The 16,963-nt window shown below is 64.7% G+C and carries 15 protein-coding genes; 11 read left to right on the top strand and 4 right to left on the bottom strand.

The features are described 5' to 3' along the window. Positions 1–2 precede the first annotated feature (2 nt). Together cydB and N7650_RS09035 are read left to right on the top strand one after the other, a co-directional pair. Positions 3–1,010 carry a cytochrome d ubiquinol oxidase subunit II gene (cydB, locus tag N7650_RS09040; protein WP_009398950.1) on the top strand — a complete coding sequence of 336 codons (1,008 nt, stop codon included), beginning with the start codon at positions 3–5 and terminating at the stop codon, positions 1,008–1,010. Between the two features lie 13 nt (positions 1,011–1,023). Continuing rightward, positions 1,024–1,179, top strand: a complete 156-nt coding sequence (locus N7650_RS09035) for a DUF2474 domain-containing protein (RefSeq protein ID WP_009398951.1) — start codon at positions 1,024–1,026, stop codon at positions 1,177–1,179. 113 nt (positions 1,180–1,292) lie between these two features. Here the strand turns inward: N7650_RS09035 and N7650_RS09030 are convergent, their stop codons facing one another. After that, a complete protein-coding gene (locus tag N7650_RS09030; protein WP_009398952.1) occupies positions 1,293–2,417 on the bottom strand; it encodes a methyltransferase in 1,125 nt (374 codons plus the stop codon). An 84-nt stretch (positions 2,418–2,501) separates the two neighbouring features. Further along, positions 2,502–3,206: an autoinducer binding domain-containing protein gene (locus N7650_RS09025; RefSeq protein ID WP_009398953.1), complete on the bottom strand. Its 705-nt coding sequence runs from the start codon at positions 3,204–3,206 to the stop codon at positions 2,502–2,504. Between the two features lie 248 nt (positions 3,207–3,454). Between N7650_RS09025 and N7650_RS09020 the strand changes: the two genes are divergently transcribed. Then, positions 3,455–4,231, top strand: coding sequence for a ferredoxin--NADP reductase (locus tag N7650_RS09020; RefSeq protein WP_009398954.1), 777 nt, complete (start codon positions 3,455–3,457; stop codon positions 4,229–4,231). A gap of 103 nt (positions 4,232–4,334) precedes the next feature. On the opposite strand, the gene mscL is transcribed toward N7650_RS09020, so the two are convergent. Continuing rightward, positions 4,335–4,748, bottom strand: a complete 414-nt coding sequence (mscL, locus tag N7650_RS09015; RefSeq protein ID WP_009398955.1) for a large-conductance mechanosensitive channel protein MscL — start codon at positions 4,746–4,748, stop codon at positions 4,335–4,337. A 168-nt stretch (positions 4,749–4,916) separates the two neighbouring features. On the opposite strand from mscL, the gene radA reads away from it, so the two are divergent. The 8 genes from radA to N7650_RS08975 all read left to right on the top strand — a co-directional run bounded on the left by radA (position 4,917) and on the right by N7650_RS08975 (position 16,241). Next, positions 4,917–6,287: a DNA repair protein RadA gene (gene radA / locus N7650_RS09010; RefSeq protein ID WP_009398956.1), complete on the top strand. Its 1,371-nt coding sequence runs from the start codon at positions 4,917–4,919 to the stop codon at positions 6,285–6,287. An 82-nt stretch (positions 6,288–6,369) separates the two neighbouring features. After that, positions 6,370–6,873, top strand: a complete 504-nt coding sequence (locus N7650_RS09005) for an RNA polymerase sigma factor (RefSeq protein ID WP_009398957.1) — start codon at positions 6,370–6,372, stop codon at positions 6,871–6,873. A 68-nt stretch (positions 6,874–6,941) separates the two neighbouring features. Next, positions 6,942–7,940 carry a FecR domain-containing protein gene (locus N7650_RS09000; RefSeq protein ID WP_279897917.1) on the top strand — a complete coding sequence of 333 codons (999 nt, stop codon included), beginning with the start codon at positions 6,942–6,944 and terminating at the stop codon, positions 7,938–7,940. Between the two features lie 311 nt (positions 7,941–8,251). Then, on the top strand, positions 8,252–10,927 hold the full coding sequence (locus N7650_RS08995) for a TonB-dependent hemoglobin/transferrin/lactoferrin family receptor (protein WP_279897939.1): 2,676 nt from the start codon (positions 8,252–8,254) through the stop codon (positions 10,925–10,927). Positions 10,928–11,028: 101 nt separating this feature from the next. Beyond that, the gene (locus tag N7650_RS08990) at positions 11,029–11,634 is read left to right on the top strand and encodes a heme acquisition protein HasA (protein WP_009398960.1); all 606 of its coding nucleotides are present in this window, start codon (positions 11,029–11,031) and stop codon (positions 11,632–11,634) included. 168 nt (positions 11,635–11,802) lie between these two features. Further along, positions 11,803–13,569: a type I secretion system permease/ATPase gene (locus N7650_RS08985; protein ID WP_279897916.1), complete on the top strand. Its 1,767-nt coding sequence runs from the start codon at positions 11,803–11,805 to the stop codon at positions 13,567–13,569. Between the two features lie 3 nt (positions 13,570–13,572). After that, a complete protein-coding gene (locus N7650_RS08980) occupies positions 13,573–14,892 on the top strand; it encodes an HlyD family type I secretion periplasmic adaptor subunit (protein WP_279897915.1) in 1,320 nt (439 codons plus the stop codon). After that, entirely contained in the window at positions 14,892–16,241 is a 1,350-nt protein-coding gene (locus N7650_RS08975) for a TolC family outer membrane protein (RefSeq protein ID WP_279897914.1), read from the top strand. Before N7650_RS08980 ends, N7650_RS08975 begins: the two co-directional genes overlap by 1 nt. On the opposite strand, the gene N7650_RS08970 is transcribed toward N7650_RS08975, so the two are convergent. Then, the gene (locus N7650_RS08970) at positions 16,151–16,963 is read right to left on the bottom strand and encodes a DUF2182 domain-containing protein (RefSeq protein ID WP_279897913.1); all 813 of its coding nucleotides are present in this window, start codon (positions 16,961–16,963) and stop codon (positions 16,151–16,153) included. The two genes, N7650_RS08975 and N7650_RS08970, sit on opposite strands and share 91 nt — an antisense overlap.

Below are 16,963 nucleotides of genomic sequence, written 5' to 3'. Positions count from 1 at the left end.
TCATGGGAATCGATCTTTCACTGATCTGGGCCGTGATCATCATCTTCGGCGTGATGATGTACGTGGTCATGGACGGTTTCGACCTGGGCATCGGCATCCTCTTTCCCTTCGTCAAGGGCGAGCAGGACCGTGATGTGATGATGAACACCGTGGCACCAGTATGGGACGGCAACGAAACCTGGCTGGTGCTCGGCGGCGCGGGGCTGTTCGGCGCCTTCCCGCTGGCCTACTCGGTGGTGCTTTCGGCGCTGTACCTGCCCCTGATGCTGATGCTGGTCGGCCTGATCTTCCGTGGCGTGGCCTTCGAGTTCCGCTTCAAGGCCAAGGCCGACAAGCGTCACCTGTGGGACAAGGCATTCATCTGGGGCTCGCTGACCGCGACCTTCTTCCAGGGCGTGGCCCTCGGCGCCTTCATCGAAGGGTTCAAGGTGGTCGATCGCCAGTATGCCGGCGGAACGCTCGACTGGCTGACCCCGTTCAGCATCTTCAGTGGCCTGGGGCTGATCGTGGCCTACGCACTGCTCGGCTGCACCTGGCTGATCATGAAGACCGAGGGCAAGCTGCAGGAGCAGATGCACGCGCTTGGCCGGCCGCTGGCGCTGGTGCTGCTGCTGGTCATCGGCATCGTCAGCCTGTGGACGCCGCTGGCCTACCCCCAGATCGGCGAGCGCTGGTTCAGCATGCCCAACCTGTTCTGGTTCATGCCTGTGCCGTTGCTGGTGCTGGTCACCTTCTACGGTTTGCTCCAGGCGGTGAAGCGCAACGCCCACTACACGCCGTTCCTGCTGACCCTGGTGCTGATCTTCCTTGGCTACAGCGGGCTGGGAATCAGCCTCTGGCCGCACATCATCCCGCCGTCGATCACGATCTGGGACGCCGCCGCGCCGTCGCAGAGCCAGGGCTTCATGCTGGTGGGGACGCTGTTCATCCTGCCGTTCATCCTCGGCTACACCTTCTGGAGCTACTACGTGTTCCGCGGCAAGGTGACCCACGAGCATGGTTACCACTAGGAGGGTTCAGGTCATGACCGGGAAAGACACCTTCGAGCCGGAAAAGAAGCCGCTGTGGCAGCGGCTCGGCTGGCTGGCGCTGATCTGGACGCTGAGCGTGGCGAGCCTGGCGGTGGTGGCGTGGCTGATGCGGATGTTCATGAGTGCGGCGGGGTTGAGTACACACTGACCTTGTGCCCTATCGCTGGCAAGCCAGCTCCCACAGGGTCAGCACAAATCTTGAGGTCTGTGCAGTACCTGTGGGAGCTGGCTTGCCAGCGATAGGGCCAGTACGACCGCAGCCTATTTCCGCGCTTTGAGCACCACGAATTTCGGCGTCGCCGCGACCTGCTCCACCCCACGGAACAGCCGCGCCAGCTTGGTGTGATACCCCAGGTGCCGGTTACCGACGATATACAGGGCCCCGCCCACCACCAGCGCCTCCCGGGCCTGCTGGAACATGCGCCAGGCGAGGAAGTCGCCGACCACCTGCTGCTGGTGGAACGGCGGGTTGCACAACACCACATCCAGCGATTGCTCGGCCTGTCCGGCCAGCCCATCGGCCGCACGGATCTGCACTTCGCGCTCGCCCAGGGCCGCTCGCCAGTTTTCCTGCGCCGATTGCACCGCCATGTACGACTCGTCCACCAGCGTGTAGTGCGCCTGCGGGTTTTCCAGTGCACTGGCGATCGCCAATACACCGTTGCCGCAGCCAAGGTCGGCGACCCGCGCATTGCCCAGGTTGCGCGGCAAGTGCGGGAGGAAGGCGCGAGTACCGATATCCAGCCCTTCGCGGCAGAACACGTTGGCGTGATTCACCAGTTCGAGCGCTGGCTTGTCCAGCCGGTAACGGGTCGGGTAGGGCGAGCTGGCGCGAGGTTTTTCTTCGAAAGTGGCGACCAGCAGGCGCGCCTTTTTCTGGGCCAGGGATGCCTGCATCGGGCCGATGTACCTCTCCAGCAAGTCACCTGCAGCCCGCGGCAAGTGCTTGATCATCGCCCCGGCCACCACCTTCGCGCCTGGCGTCAGGTGCCCTTGCAGGCGGATCAGTTGCTCTTCAAGCAGCGCCAGGGTCTTTGGCACCCGCACCAATACATGATCGAAAGGCCCCTGCCACGCTTCGCTGGCCGGCACGAAGGCTACGCCATCCCACGGCTGGCCATTGCGCGGAAGGTTCTTTTCCAGGCCCAGGCGGGCGAGAAACGAATCGCCACTGCTGGTTACCGGGAAACGCTCGCGCAGGCTGATCGCCAGGCCACCGAAGCTGTCGTTTAGCACCAGTACCCGGGCGCTGGCCGGCAGGTTGCGGGCCGCCAGATGCTCCAGCAGGTATTCGTCCGCGGCGTCGAATGCTTGCAGTGGATCGTTGGCGTATTCGGGTTGGCGGATCAGGTCGAGTTCGGCGAAGGGGCTGGTCAGCAAAGGCATGGTACGAGGCTCTGGGGCATGGGTGGCACTGCCGGGCAGTGTCAGACAGGCGCCGATTCTACAGGGCTTTGCCGTATAGCGGGGTCAGAGCAGTCCGTGCATGGCGGCGATGGCCACGGCGCCGGCCTTGTTGTTGGCGCGCATCTTGGTGATGACGCTACGGATATGAAAGTTCACCGTGCTTTGCGACAGGGTGAGAATGCAGGCGATGTCGGATGCGGTCTTGCCCGCTGCGGACCATTTCAGCACTTCGCGCTCGCGGTCGGAAAGGCCGAAGCCGTTGGGGCGTAACGGGTTGATGCGTTCGACCATGACGGTATGCATGACATTGCACAGCCACAGGGCCTGGCCGGTCTTGTCGTAGAACTCGCAGCTGTCGATCGCCCCTGTGCTGCGCACCAGGCTGAGCATGCTGTTGTTGCCGCGGATATCGTGCGCGGCCTGGCTCCAGCCATGGGTCAGCCCATGAGTCCTGGCGTCTTCACGCAGTTGGGGCGTTTCGGCGAATACAGCGTCTTCCCAGAGCAGGGGTATCAGTGAGTGCCGGCAGTGCTGAAAGGTCGGATCCTGGGCGAGGTAGTTGCACGCCTGGTAATGGGTGTTCCACTCGGCCGAATAGTTGTTGAACATGATGATCTGCGCGGTCATTCCGCTGGCCTGGCTCTGTACCACCAGGCTCAGGTACTCCATGTCCAGTTGCTGCGCCAGCGACAGGGCGGATTCGAAGATGCGCTCGGGTTCCTGCTCCGCGATCAGGCTTTCGAGCTGCTCCTGCTTCCAATGCGCCATTTGAGTGTCGCTCCCTTTGAATGGATCCAACTTGCGCTTTGTCGTCTGCTGAGTATAGAAATCGTCCTACAAGATGATTGGTTTTTTTCGCTATAAGTTGATCCAGGTCATGATCGGTAACGTGTAGTTGGGGTAAACGCGATGTGTATGCGTTTCCGCCCTCAACTCTGGCAAGCCACTACAAACCGGTGGTGTTTATTCATACGGCTTTGGGCGAAACTGGGCGCACCTGATTTGTGGAGCGAACCATGACTGCCAGCGCGGAGAAATACACCCGCCAGACCCTGCTCGACGTCCAGCCGCTGACGTCCAGCCTGTTCAGCCTGCGTACCACCCGCGATGCCGGTTTCCGTTTCCGTGCTGGCCAGTTCGCTCGCCTGGGCGTCGCCAAGGCCGACGGCAGCGTGGTCTGGCGGGCGTATTCGATGGTTTCGTCGCCGTTCGACGAGCATCTGGACTTCTATTCCATCGTCGTGCCCGGCGGCGAGTTCACCAGCGAACTGAGCCGTCTGCGCGAGGGCGACGAGTTGCTGGTCGATCGTCAGGCGTTCGGCTACCTCACCCTGGACCGGTTCGTCGATGGCCGTGATCTCTGGTTGCTGGCGACCGGCACCGGGATCGCGCCGTTCCTTTCGATCCTCCAGGACTTCGAAGCCTGGGAGCGCTTCGAAACCATCAAGCTGGTGTATTCGGTGCGCGAAGCCCGTGAACTGGCCTACCTGGACCTGATCGCCGGCCTGGAGCAGCGTGAGTACCTGGCCGAACATGCCGGCAAGCTGCAGTTCATTCCGGTGGTGACCCGTGAGCAGCACCCGGGAGCCTTGAACGGGCGGATCACCACCCTGATCGAGAACGGCGAGCTGGAGCAGGCAGCGGGCCTGGAACTTAGCCCCGAGCACTCGCGGGTGATGTTGTGCGGCAACCCGCAGATGATCGACGACACCCGGCAGGTACTCAAGGCTCGGGGCTTGAACCTGAGCCTGAGCCGGCGGCCGGGGCAAGTGGCGGTCGAGACTTACTGGTAAGGCTGAGCGCTGACCCCTGTGGGAGCGGGTTCACCCGCGATGACGTCGGTGAATTCACTACCGTATCGCGGGTGAACCCGCTCCCACAGGGTACGCGTAAACCTTAGGGTTTATTGTTCTGCTGTTTCAGCAAATCCCGGATCTCGGTCAGCAGCGTCTCCTGCGGCGTCGGCGCAGGCGGCACCGACGGCGCGACGGCTTCTTCACGCTTCAAGCGGTTGATCGCCTTGACACCCATGAAGATCGCGAACGCCACGATCACGAAGTCCACCACCGTCTGGATGAACTTGCCATAGGCCAGCACCACCGCCGGTGCATCGCCCTCGGCGGCCTTCAACGTCACTGCCAGGTCACTGAAGTCCACCCCGCCAATCAACAGGCCCAACGGCGGCATCACCACATCGCCGACGAAAGAGGAAACAATCTTGCCGAATGCCGCGCCGATGATGATACCGACGGCCATATCGACGACATTGCCCTTGACCGCAAAGGCTTTGAATTCACTGATCAGGCCCATGGTTTATTCCTTGTAACAATTGAAAGGGGTCAACGCAGTGTAATTCAGCTGCTGGCTTAATGCGCTGCGTCGCAACAAATGACCCCGCTGATAGCCAATGGTTTGGTCGCGATTGGCACCTTTCCCGGCACGGCGGCTATCATGGCGACTTTTTCCAGGAGATTGCCCATGGCCAAGGCCAAGCGCTTGTACGGCTGCACCGAGTGCGGTGCGACCTTCCCGAAATGGGCCGGCCAATGCAGTGAATGCGGCGCCTGGAACACACTCACCGAGACCATGATCGAAAGCGGCGGGGCGGCGGCACCCAGCGGCCGCACTGGCTGGGCCGGGCAGCAGGCGCAGATCAAGACCCTGGCCGAAGTCTCCATCGAAGAGATCCCGCGCTTTTCCACCGCCAGCGCCGAACTCGACCGCGTCCTGGGCGGCGGCCTGGTGGACGGCTCGGTGGTGCTGATCGGCGGCGATCCCGGGATCGGCAAGTCCACCATCCTCCTGCAGACCCTCTGCCACATCGCCGCGCGCATGCCGGCGCTGTACGTCACCGGCGAGGAGTCCCAGCAACAGGTGGCCATGCGTGGCCGCCGCCTGGGCCTGCCGCTGGATAAGCTGCGGGTGATGACCGAGACCTGCATCGAAAGCATCATCGCCACCGCGCGCAGCGAAAAGCCCAAGGTGATGGTGATCGACTCGATCCAGACCATCTTCACCGAGCAACTGCAATCGGCCCCCGGCGGTGTTGCCCAGGTGCGTGAAAGCGCGGCGCTGCTGGTGCGCTACGCCAAGCAGAGCGGCACGGCGATCTTCCTGGTCGGCCACGTCACCAAGGAAGGCGCCCTGGCCGGCCCGCGGGTGCTGGAGCATATGGTCGATACCGTGCTGTATTTCGAAGGTGAATCCGATGGCCGCCTGCGCCTGCTGCGGGCGGTGAAGAACCGCTTCGGTGCGGTCAATGAACTCGGCGTGTTCGGCATGACCGATCGTGGCCTTAAGGAAGTGTCCAACCCCTCGGCGATCTTCCTCACCCGGACCCAGGAGGAAGTGCCGGGCAGCGTGGTCATGGCCACCTGGGAGGGTACCCGGCCGATGCTCGTGGAGGTCCAGGCCCTGGTCGATGACAGTCACCTGGCCAACCCGCGCCGGGTGACCCTCGGCCTCGACCAGAACCGCCTGGCCATGCTGCTGGCGGTCCTGCACCGGCATGGCGGAATTCCCACCCACGACCAGGATGTGTTCCTCAACGTGGTTGGCGGGGTCAAGGTGTTGGAGACCGCGTCCGATCTGGCGCTGATCGCGGCCGTGATGTCCAGCCTGCGCAACAAGCCACTGTCCCAGGGCTTGCTGGTGTTCGGCGAGATCGGTCTGTCAGGCGAGGTGCGCCCGGTGCCGAGCGGCCAGGAGCGCTTGAAGGAAGCTGCCAAGCACGGCTTCAAGCGTGCCATCGTGCCCAAGGGCAACGCGCCGAAGGAAGCGCCGGCGGGCCTCCAGGTGATCGCCGTTACTCGTTTGGAGCAGGCGCTCGACGCACTCTTCGAGGAGTAGGGCGGCGGCAAGGTCTTCTTGCAAGTGATTCTCACTAGCGAGTAGCATGGCGCCTCCATCCCGATAGCCCTCTGGAGTTCGCGTGGCGGAGTCCGACCTCAAGCGCCTGTTCCTCAAGCACGCGAAAAGCCTGCAGGGCCTGCTCACACGCAAGGTACGCGACCCGCAACTGGCCGCCGACCTGGTGCAGGAAAGCTTCCTGCGCCTGGTCGAGCAGAAGGCCGGCGAGCGCATCGACAACACGCCGGCCTATCTCTATCGCACGGCGCACAACCTGATGATCGACCACCTGCGCCAGCAACAGCGGCGCAAGACCGACCTGGTTCCCCACGAAGCCCTCGAAGGCATCGTCGAAGACAGCCCCGGCCTTGAAGACAGCACGGCGACCGAGCAGCATATGCGCCGCCTGCGTGCGGCGATGAACGAGTTGCCGCCACGAACCCGGGAAATCTTCCGCCTCAACCGCCTCGAGGGCTTGACCCACGCCGAGGTTGCCAGGCGCCTGGATATTTCCGACAGCTCGGTGCAGAAGCACCTTTCCAAGGCTTTGGCCTATGTCATGCAGTGTCTTCAGGAACCGGGATGACGAACGGTTTACTGGGAAATACGCCTTCGGACGTCAGCCCTTACATAAGCAGAATTCGAGAGAACCGTGTGAGCAGCCAGATCCCGCCAGAGCAAGCGATTCGCGAGCAGGCCGCCGAGTGGGCGGTATTGCTGGAGGCCGGATGCCTGAGCCCCGGGCAGGAACAGGCATTGGCCGAATGGTGTGAACGCGATCCGCGTCATGCGCGGGCGTTGGCGTTCGCCCGGGCGACCTGGGCCGATCTTGGACGCCTGGGATCCCTGGACGAGCCGCAGCCTGCGGCGCTGCTGCTGCCGCAACTGCCGCGGCCGGTCACTGGCCGGCGTCGCCGGTCGCGTCTGCGCCTGGCGGCGAGTGCGGCGGCGGTGCTGCTGGCGGTGTTCGCCGTGGTTCGCGGGCCGGATACCGTCCAGCGCCTGAACGCCGACTACGTCACCAGTCGTGGGGAAATCCGCCAGGTCGTCCTGCCCGATGGCAGCAAGGTAGACCTCGACAGTGGCAGCGCCATCAGCCTGGCCTACAGCGATAGCGAGCGGCGCGTGCGTTTGTGGTCGGGGGATGCGCTGTTCGACGCAGTGCCGATCGGTGGCAAGGAAACGCGGCCTTTCGTCGTCGAATACGCCGGCGCCACGACCCGTGCGCTTGGCACGCGTTTCGTGGTCGGTGGGGAGGGGCAGGGTGGCTGGGTTGGCATGCTCGAGCACAGCACCCGGGTGAGCCTGCTCGAGCCGCCGGCCAGCGGCGTTGCCGAGCGGGTGCTGGAGGAGGGCCTGAGCCTGCGCTACGACTCGCAGCATGGCATCCGCGCCTGGCCGGAACAGGATGTACGCCGCGCCAGTGCCTGGCAGCGCGGGCTGCTGATCTTCGAGCGCGAGCCGCTGGCGAAGGTAGCCGAACAGATCAACCGCTACCGTGGCGGGCATGTGGTCATTACCGATTCGGCGCTGGCGCGGCGCGAGGTCAGTGGCATGTTCCGCCTGGACAACCTCGACCATGCGCTGGTGATGCTGACCGAAGAGCTGAAGGTGAAGCGGGTCGATTTGCCTGGGCTGACCTTGATCTATTGAAAACTTTTCGTCGCTCTTTCGGGCGTAATCGCTGGCAAGCCAGCTCCCACAAGGATTGCATGCACCGCTGACCCCTGTGGGAGCTGGCTTGCCAGCGATGAGGCCGGCGAATACTCCGCAAAAGATCCCTGCTGAAAATTTATTTACTGACTTTCCCCACCCCGCTCGTCTGATTGTTGAGATTGATTTTCATTACTAGAAAATGCCAACACAGCGAGCCACCTGAAGTGACCACTCCACAACAACGACCCTTGCACCTCAACCGGATTGCCCTGGCCTGCAATCTGCTGCTGAGCGTCTGCACCCTGCCGATGGGGATCGGCGTGGTACAGGCAGCCGAGCCGGGCCAGGACGCGAGCCAGCGCAGCGCCCTGATCCGTTTCGATATCCCGGCCCAGCCCCTCGATAGCGCCGTGCTGGCCTTCGCCGAGCAGGCCAAGGTCCAGGTGTTCTTCGACAGCCGCAAGCTGGCCGGCCTGCGCAGCGAAGGCCTGCACGGCGAACATACCTCGCGCGAGGGCCTGGCCCTGCTGCTGGGGGCCAACCCGGTGCGCTACCGCTTCGGCGGTAATGACCAGGTCGGCCTGGAGCGCCTGAGCGATGACGGCAAGGCCCTGGAACTGGGCGCCACGCGGATCCGTTCGGTGAGTGACGGCGATTGGGTCTACACCGCGCCGCGCTCGGTGGCGGTGATCACCCGCGAGCAGATCGACAAGCGCCCGCCCCGCCATGCTGCCGACATGCTGGAGGAAACCGCCGGTGTCTATACCGCGGTCAACCAGCGCGACCCCGGCCTGTCGGTGAATATCCGCGGCGTGCAGGACTACGGTCGGGTCAACATGAACATCGACGGCATGCGCCAGAACTTCAACGTCAACGGCCACCAGCAGCGCAACGGCATCATGGTGGTGGACCCGGAGTTCGTCAGCTCGGTGGAAATCGAAAAGGGCTCGCAATCGGGCATGGGCGGCGCCGGCGTGCTCGGCGGCATTGCCAGCTTCAATACCGTGCAGGCCAGCGAATTCCTTGGGCCGGACAAGGAGTACGGTGGTCGTATCCGTGCCGGTCACGGTATTGGCGAGCTGGGCAATGGCACCTACTTCAATGGCAGTGCGCTGTTCGCCTTCGGCAATGAAGCGGGCGACCTGCTGCTTGGCGTCAGCGAACGCCACTTCGGCGATTACCGCGCCGGTACCAACGACAAGGACAACCTGGGCACCCAGATCCGAGCCCGTGAAGTCTGGCCCCAGGCCTGGGAAAACTGGCTGGAAAGCGAGGTCGGCGACATGGGCAGCGTGACCCGCTCGCGGCTGTTCAAGCTCGGCGTCAACCTGCCCCAGGACCAGCGCCTGCAGTTCAACTACATCGAGACCGACACCGACAGCAAGGATGCCTGGACCTGGCCGACCGATGATCTCAGCGCCTTTTACTACCAGCGCAGCGGCGCCACCGACCTCAACGCGAAGAACGCTTCGATCGATTACAGCTTCACGCCCGACAACGACCTGATCGATGTGCAGGCGAAGGTCTATTTCGTGCGCACCCGCATGGATCGCTGGAACGCCGCGAGCACCGCCAGCCCCGGCAGCGGCAACTGGTTCGGCGCATACAACGACCGTTTCCAGACCGACACCTGGGGCCTGCAATTGCAGAACACCTCGCGCTTCTATATCGGCGCGGCGGACAAGCTGACCATCAACTACGGCACCGAGCTTTTCGAAGACCGCTTCAAGCCGGCGACCGATCGCGTGGCCGCGACCAACGAGCAGGCGCTGCCATATGTCGAGGGCGCTACGCCGGAGGGCAAGAAGCTGACCGCCAGCCTGTTCGCCAATGCTCAATATGAGCACGGCGACTGGCTGACCCTCGACGCCGGCCTGCGCTATGACCGCTATCGCCTCAGTGGCGCCAGTGGCATGACCCTGTGGATGTACCCCGAGGGCACCTGGGAAGGTGCTGCTTCGACGAAGACCCGCCAAACCCTGCTCTTCGATGACACGACGGAACAGGGGCATTTTTCGCCGACCTTCGGCATCGCGGTAAAACCGGGTGTCGATTGGCTGCAGTTGTACACCCGCTGGGGTCGAGGCTGGCGCTCGCCGGCGGTCACCGAGGTGTTCATGACCGGGCGTCCGCACGCCGGCAACGCGTCCGAGATGGTCTATCCCAACCCCTACCTCAAGCCCGAGACCTCCCATGACTGGGAGCTGGGTTTCAACATCTTCCGCGAGTCGTTGTTGCGCGACGGTGACCGCTTCGGCCTGAAGGTGGCCTACTTCGATACCCGGATCGACAACTTCTCGTTCCTCGACGTCAACGTCAACCTGCCGGACGAAACCTCCTCGGGCACCGGCCTGGGCCGCATGGCTTACCAGAACAACGAGGAAACCACGCGCTTCCGGGGCGTCGAGTACTCGCTGGACTACGACGCCGGGGCCTGGTACGGACGCCTGGCCTACACCCACATGATCGGCAGCAACGATTTCTGTTCCCGGCAGTTCTACATGGGCGGCGCCAAGCAGGTGGTCAGGGTCGGCACCGTGACCCGCCCCGTGCAGGTTGGCAACCGCATCGTGATGCGCCAGTTCCCGGTCAGCGAGGCGCAGGCCAACGACGCCATGAGCAACCAGATCACCTGCGGCAACATCATGGGCAATGCCACCTACATGCCCGCCGACCGTGGCTCGCTGACCCTGGGCATGCGCTTCTTCGACAACACCCTGGATGTCGGTGGTCGCCTGCGCTACAGCAAGGGCAATGGCGCCAACCTCGACACCCCCGGCTACGCCACCCTCGACCAGGCGCTGTGGCCCAAATACAAGGTCTACGACCTTTTCGCCAGCTACTGGATGACGCCACAGGTGAACCTGTCGCTGGCCCTGGAGAACGCCACCGACCAGGCCTATTTCGTGGCCATGGGCGATGTCAACAACCTGTCCCTGGCTCGCGGTCGCACCCTGACCGGAATGCTGGAATACCGATTCTGAAATGACACGGCCCCCGGGCCGCTGGCAACGCTTTTGTCCTTCGGGACAAAAACGAAGGCAGGCGCCTTCGTCAATCCACCCCAACGTTCAGAGGAACAGTCATGAGCATTTCCGTTACTTACGATGCCGCCATTTTTGCCAACTACACCGTCGACGAGTACCTGGCGGAGTGGGCCACCGGATTCGCCACCGCAGGCCATGGCACCAGCAACACCGGTGGTTTCAACAACGGCGGTTTCAACGGTAGCCAGTACGCCACCCACGGCGCCAACGGTTCGGACTACGCGTTCATCGCCGGCAGCGATACTGCCAATGGCCTGCATTACGTGTTCAACCCGGCCCTGCCGGCCAGCAGCAACCAGAACCATTACCTGTATGGCTCGCTGGACAACGTTTCCCTGGGCTACGACCTGTCCGGTGGCAACGGCAGCAACTTCGCGCTGGGCAACGACGTTGTGACCTTCTCCGGCCTGGATCTGGACTCGGTGCTGGGTGCCGGCCGCACCGGCAACGAGGTGCACCAGGTGATCTACGGCCTGATGCAGGGCAACACCTCCGCCCTGGAAGGCGTGCTCGACAGCCTGCTGGCCAGCTACAGCGTGTCTACCGACAACACCTTCGCCGAAATCACCGCGGCCTTGAATGCGGCCTCGGCCACCGCTGTCGGCGTCCAGGCGCAGGTCGACGACCTCGCCCTGGCGGCCTGACAGCGGGCAATAAAAAGCGAATGGCAGGTTGCCCTGGCATTCGCTGATCTGCTGCATTACCCCGCAGCCCGTGTCTTTGCCGGGCCCAGGCTGCGGTGGTGCGAATTCTGTGGCGAGGGTACGGCGATTGCAATCGCCCGCCGTCGCCGTTTGCGAGGAATCCAAGCAATGGGAACCGCTCCCGTTTCGGCCAACAACGAAGTGCGCCAGGCGCTCAAGGCCTGCCGCGCCGGCTTTGCCAATGTCGGCCTGTTCACGGCGGTGATCAACCTGCTGATGCTGGCGCCGGCCCTGTACATGCTGCAGGTCTACGACCGGGTGCTGTCCTCGGGCAACGAGATGACCCTGCTCATGCTCAGCCTGATGGTCGTTGGCCTGTTCGCCTTCATGGGGTTGCTGGAGTGGGTGCGCAGCCTGGTGGTGATCCGCCTCGGCACGCAGATGGACCTGGGCCTCAATCCCCGGGTGTTCCAGGCCGCCTATGAAGCCAGCCTGGCCGGCAGCAAGGGGGCCGCCGGGCAAGTGCTGGCGGACCTGACCAGCCTGCGTCAGTTCGCCACCGGCCAGGCACTGTTCGCCTTCTTCGATGCGCCGTGGTTTCCGGTTTACCTCGCGGTGATGTTCCTGTTCAGCCCCTGGCTGGGGTTGATGGCGCTGGCCGGTGCGGTGCTGCTGATTGCCCTGGCATGCTTGAACGAACGCCTGACGCAGAAGGCGTTCGCCGACGCCGGGCGACTCTCCCAGCAGGCCGGTGTGCAGGCCAGCGGCAACCTGCGCAACGCCGAGGCCATGGAAGCCATGGGCATGCTCGATGCGGTACGCCAGCGCTGGACTGCGCTGCACCATGGCTTTCTCGGTCTGCAAAACCATGGCAGCGAGCGCGCTGCCGCGGTGGCCGCCGTGTCCAGGAGCCTGCGCCTGACCCTGCAATCCCTGGTCCTTGGCCTCGGTGCCTGGCTGGCGCTGGAGAAGCAGGTCAGCCCGGGGATGATGGTCGCTGGCTCGATCCTGATGGGCCGGGTGCTGGCGCCGATCGACCAGTTGATCGCGGTGTGGCGCCAGTGGAGTTCGGCGCGCCAGGCCTATGTCCGCCTCACTGAATTGTTGCACGCCCGGCCGCCGCGTCCCGAGGGCATGCCGCTGCCGGCGCCCACCGGCCGCCTGTGCGTCGAGCAGGTCACCGCGCTGCTGCCGGGAACGCGCAAACCTTGCCTGAGCAATCTCGCCTTCGCCCTCGAGCCCGGTGATTCCTTGGGCATCATCGGCGCGTCCGGCTCCGGCAAGTCGACCCTGGCCCGCTTGCTGGTGGGTGCTGCCAATCCCTTCGACGGCAAGGTACGCCTCGACGGCGCCGACCTGCAACGCTGGGACAAAAGCCTGCTCGGCCAGCACATCGGCTACTTGCCGCAAGACGTGCAACTGTTCGCCGGCAGCATCGCCGAGAACATCGCCCGGCTTGGCGAGGTGGATGCCGATGCCGTGGTCGCCGCTGCGCAACTGGCCGGGGTGCACGACATGATCCTCAAGCTGCCGGCGGGCTACGACACCGTGCTGGGGGAGGGCGGCAGCGGTCTTTCCGGCGGCCAGCGCCAGCGCATCGGCCTGGCTCGGGCGTTGTACCGGCTGCCTGCGCTGATCGTCCTCGACGAGCCCAATTCCAACCTCGACGAAGCCGGCGAACAGGCTTTGCTCGCAGCGGTGGCCAAGGTGCGCGAAGCGCGTCGCACGCTGATCCTGATCACCCACAAGCCGGCATTGCTGTCCGGCCTGGAGAAGCTGCTGGTCCTGCAAAACGGCCAGTTGCAGGCCTTCGGGCCCACCGTGCGGGTGCTCCAGGACCTGCAGAAAGCCGCCCGTCCCGCTGCGGTCCCCGGCCCCACCGCGCTGCGCAGCCCGGCCAGCGTCAGCATGAGCTACGGCACACCGAGAGCCTGATCGATGACTGCAACCGCTTCTTTTCCCAACAATGTCCTCGCCATGGACGAGCGCCGCCCTGCGCGGATCGGGCGCTGGATGGTGATCGCCGGCTTCGGCGGCTTCATGCTTTGGGCCGCGCTGGCGCCGCTGGACAAGGGCGTGCCGCTGTCCGGCAACGTGGTGGTCGCCGGCAGCCGCCAGGCGGTGCAACACCCTGCAGGTGGGGTGATCGAACAACTGCTGGTGCGCGATGGCGACCAGGTCACGGCCGGCCAGGTGCTGTTGCGTCTGGATCCAACCCAGGCCCGGGCCCAGTACGAGTCGTTGCGGGTGCAGTTGCTCACCGCCCGGGCCATGCAGGCCCGCCTGAGCGCCGAGCGTGACGGGCAGAGGACGGTGCAGTACCCGGCCGAATTGCAGAAGGACGCCAGCGAACCCTGGCTGGCGGCGATCCTGGAGACCCAGCGGCAACTGTTGAGCAGCCGCCGCCAGGCCCTGGCCATGGAGTTCGACGGCGTGCGTGAAAGCATCGCCGGCGCCCAGGCCAGCCTCGACGGCCTGCAAGGCTCGCTGGCCGCAAAACAGGATCAGCGCCGCGCCTTGCAAGAGCAGTTGCACGGCCTGCGCGAGCTGGCCCGGGATGGTTATATCCCGCGCAACCGGCTGCTGGAAAACGAGCGCCTGTTCGCCCAGGTCAACGGATCGATTTCCGAAGACCTGGGCACTATCGGCCGCACCCGTCGCCAGTTGCAGGAGCTGAAGCTGCGCATCGCCCAGCGCCAGCAGGAGTACCGGCGCGAGGTCAGCCAGCAGCTTGCCGAGGCGCAGTCGACTGCTGCCGATCTCGACAACCGCCTGCGCAGCGCCGCCTTCGACCTGGCCAATACCGAGGTCAAGGCGCCGGCCAGCGGCACGGTGGTCGGCTCCAGCGTGTTTACCAATGGCGGGGTGATCGCCCGCGGGCAGTCGCTGATGGAAATCGTCCCCCGTGATGTGCCGCTGCTGGTGGATGCCCGGGCCTCGGTGGAACTGGTGGACCGCCTGCATCCGGGGCTGCCGGTGGAACTGCTGTTCGTTGCCTTCAACCAGAGCACCACGCCCCGGGTCGAGGGCGAGGTGATCCTGGTTTCTGCCGATCGCCTGCTCGATGAGCACAGCGGACAGCCTTACTACCAGGTGCGTGTACGGGTTGGCGAAGAGGGGCTGGGGCAGTTGGCCGGCCAGGACATCCGCCCGGGCATGCCGGTGGAGGCCTTCGTCCGTACGGGTGAACGCTCGATGCTCAACTACCTGTTCAAGCCCTTGACCGACCGGGCCCATGTCGCCCTGGCGGAGGAATGATGCGTTTGCTGTCCTGCTTCATGTTGCTGGGCCTGAGCCAGCCGGCTGCGGCAGTCGACCTGAGCGATGCCTTCGCCCTGGCCCTGCGCAACGATCCGGCTTTCCACGCCGCCATCGCCGAGCGCGATGCCGGACTGGAATACCGGGCCATTGGCCGGGCGAAACTGTTGCCCAACCTGTCGTACCGCTACAACAGTGCGCGCAACGACTCCGAGGTGACCCAGTCGACCACGGTCGGGAATATCACCCAGCAGCGCGACTACCGCAGTTACTCCTCGACCCTGACCCTGCAACAGCCGCTGTTCGACTACGGCGCCTGGGCCGAGTATCGCCAGGGCGTGGCCAAGGCCCTGCTGGCCGATGCGCAGTTCCGTGGGCGCGGGCAGGAACTGGCGGTGCGCCTCTTCCAGGCCTACAGCGAGGCGCTGTTCGCCAACGAGCAGATTGCCCTGGCCCAGGCCCAGCGCCGGGCCTATGCCGAGCAACTGACCCTCAACGAGCGGCTGCTCAAAGGCGGCGAGGGCACCCGCACCGATGTCCTGGAAACCCGCGCCCGCTATGAACTGGCAAAGGCCCAGGAGATCGAGGCTACGGACAATCTCGATGCCGCGTTGCGCACCTTGCGGGCCATCGTCGGCGAGCCGCTGGAGGTGGAGGATCTTGCACCGCTGGCGGACGACTTCCAGGTGGAGCCCCTGGCGCCAGGCAATTTCGAACATTGGCGCAACCTGGCGGTGAGCAACAACGCCCAGCTCATTGCCCAGCGACATGCCGTTGAAGCGGCGGACCAGGGCATCGAACGCAATCGCGCCGGACACCTGCCGAGCCTCAGCGCCTATGCCAGCACCGGACGTTCCAGCTCCAGTTCGGAGAGCACCTACAACCAGCGCTATGACACCGACAGCATCGGCATCCAGCTGAACGTGCCGCTGTTCGCCGGTGGCGGTGTGTCGGCGGCGACCCGTCAGGCGGCGGCGCAGCGCGACCAGGTGCAGTACCAGTTGGATGGGCTGCTGAGCGAGACCCTCAACGAACTGCGCAAGCAGTTCAACCTGTGTGCCAGCAGCGCGGCGAAGATCCGTGCCTATGAGCTCGCGGTGGAGTCGGCGGATCGCCTGATCGAAGCGACGCGCAAGAGCGTGGCCGGCGGGGAACGGGTCAATCTCGATGTGCTGGATGCCGAGCAGCAGTTGTACGGCGCCCGGCGTGACCTGGCCCAGGCCCGCCATGACTACTTGCGGGCCTGGTTGCAGGTTCACTATCTGGCGGGGACCCTGGAGGCCAGTGACTTGCAGCGGCTGGACAGGTACTTCGCCAGCCGTGGTGCAAGAGCATCCGCCAGCCGTTGACCACCCGGCAGCGGCCAGCGCCAGCGAGCCTTGCGGGCCGGGAGCAGGCGTTCGTACGCCAGCCAGACCATGCACGCCAGCATCAGCAGGCTGTGGCCCTGTTGCACCAGGCTGGGTAGCAGCATCGCCGGCCAGCAGGCGCCGATGCACCAGAAACCATTGGTCAGCCCGTAGCGCAGGCAATCCCGCAGCATCGGCCAGCCGAAGGCGGAGATCCGCGGCGGATAGTGGCAGTTGTTCAGGCAGTGCTGCTTGGCTGGCGAGGCCTGCCAGAGCATGCACAGGACGAACACCAGCCCCAGCATGAGCCACGGGCTTTCGCTGCCCAGCAATTGCGCGGTAACACTGAGCAAAGCAATAAGCACCCCGGCGGCAGTCCACACCAGGCAATAGCTGAGCAGGAACAGCCCGATGGCCAAGGGGCGGCGGCGGCGCAGGCTACGCTTCCACAGGTAGACCAACGGACCACCCAGCAACAGCGGCATCATCGCCAGCAGCATCAGCAGCCAGGCGACCAGCAGGCCCTGCGGGTCGAAGGTCAGGGCCAGGGTCCAGGCGGACCACAGCCCATCGGAGACCCGCGAAGCCACCGAACCGCAGAATGCCGGGAGCATCAGCTGTGCTGGTGCCCCGAGCATTGCCGCCCAACCGGCGAGACTGGCCACGGCCAGCCAGGGCCATGGTCCGTGCAGCAGCCTCGCTGCGAATTGCCGGTTGAACAT

Source organism: Pseudomonas sp. GD04058 (assembly GCF_029836855.1).
Taxonomy (GTDB): Bacteria; Pseudomonadota; Gammaproteobacteria; order Pseudomonadales; family Pseudomonadaceae; genus Aquipseudomonas; species Aquipseudomonas bharatica.
The sequence above is the reverse complement of the archived record's forward strand: the minus strand, read 5'-3'. Positions and strand labels throughout refer to the sequence as shown.

Excerpts from the sequence above, each read along its gene's own strand:
- radA (WP_009398956.1), top strand. The coding sequence starts at position 4,917 with ATGGCCAAGGCCAAGCGCTTGTACGGCTGCACCGAGTGCGGTGCGACC.
- N7650_RS08970 (WP_279897913.1), bottom strand. The coding sequence starts at position 16,963 with ATGTTCAACCGGCAATTCGCAGCGAGGCTGCTGCACGGACCATGGCCC.
- N7650_RS08980 (WP_279897915.1), top strand. The coding sequence starts at position 13,573 with ATGACTGCAACCGCTTCTTTTCCCAACAATGTCCTCGCCATGGACGAG.
- N7650_RS08990 (WP_009398960.1), top strand. The coding sequence starts at position 11,029 with ATGAGCATTTCCGTTACTTACGATGCCGCCATTTTTGCCAACTACACC.
- N7650_RS08975 (WP_279897914.1), top strand. The coding sequence starts at position 14,892 with ATGCGTTTGCTGTCCTGCTTCATGTTGCTGGGCCTGAGCCAGCCGGCT.
- N7650_RS08985 (WP_279897916.1), top strand. The coding sequence starts at position 11,803 with ATGGGAACCGCTCCCGTTTCGGCCAACAACGAAGTGCGCCAGGCGCTC.
- N7650_RS09030 (WP_009398952.1), bottom strand. The coding sequence starts at position 2,417 with ATGCCTTTGCTGACCAGCCCCTTCGCCGAACTCGACCTGATCCGCCAA.
- mscL (WP_009398955.1), bottom strand. The coding sequence starts at position 4,748 with ATGGGCCTGATCAGTGAATTCAAAGCCTTTGCGGTCAAGGGCAATGTC.
- N7650_RS08995 (WP_279897939.1), top strand. The coding sequence starts at position 8,252 with ATGGGGATCGGCGTGGTACAGGCAGCCGAGCCGGGCCAGGACGCGAGC.
- N7650_RS09035 (WP_009398951.1), top strand. The coding sequence starts at position 1,024 with ATGACCGGGAAAGACACCTTCGAGCCGGAAAAGAAGCCGCTGTGGCAG.
- N7650_RS09020 (WP_009398954.1), top strand. The coding sequence starts at position 3,455 with ATGACTGCCAGCGCGGAGAAATACACCCGCCAGACCCTGCTCGACGTC.
- N7650_RS09025 (WP_009398953.1), bottom strand. The coding sequence starts at position 3,206 with ATGGCGCATTGGAAGCAGGAGCAGCTCGAAAGCCTGATCGCGGAGCAG.
- cydB (WP_009398950.1), top strand. The coding sequence starts at position 3 with ATGGGAATCGATCTTTCACTGATCTGGGCCGTGATCATCATCTTCGGC.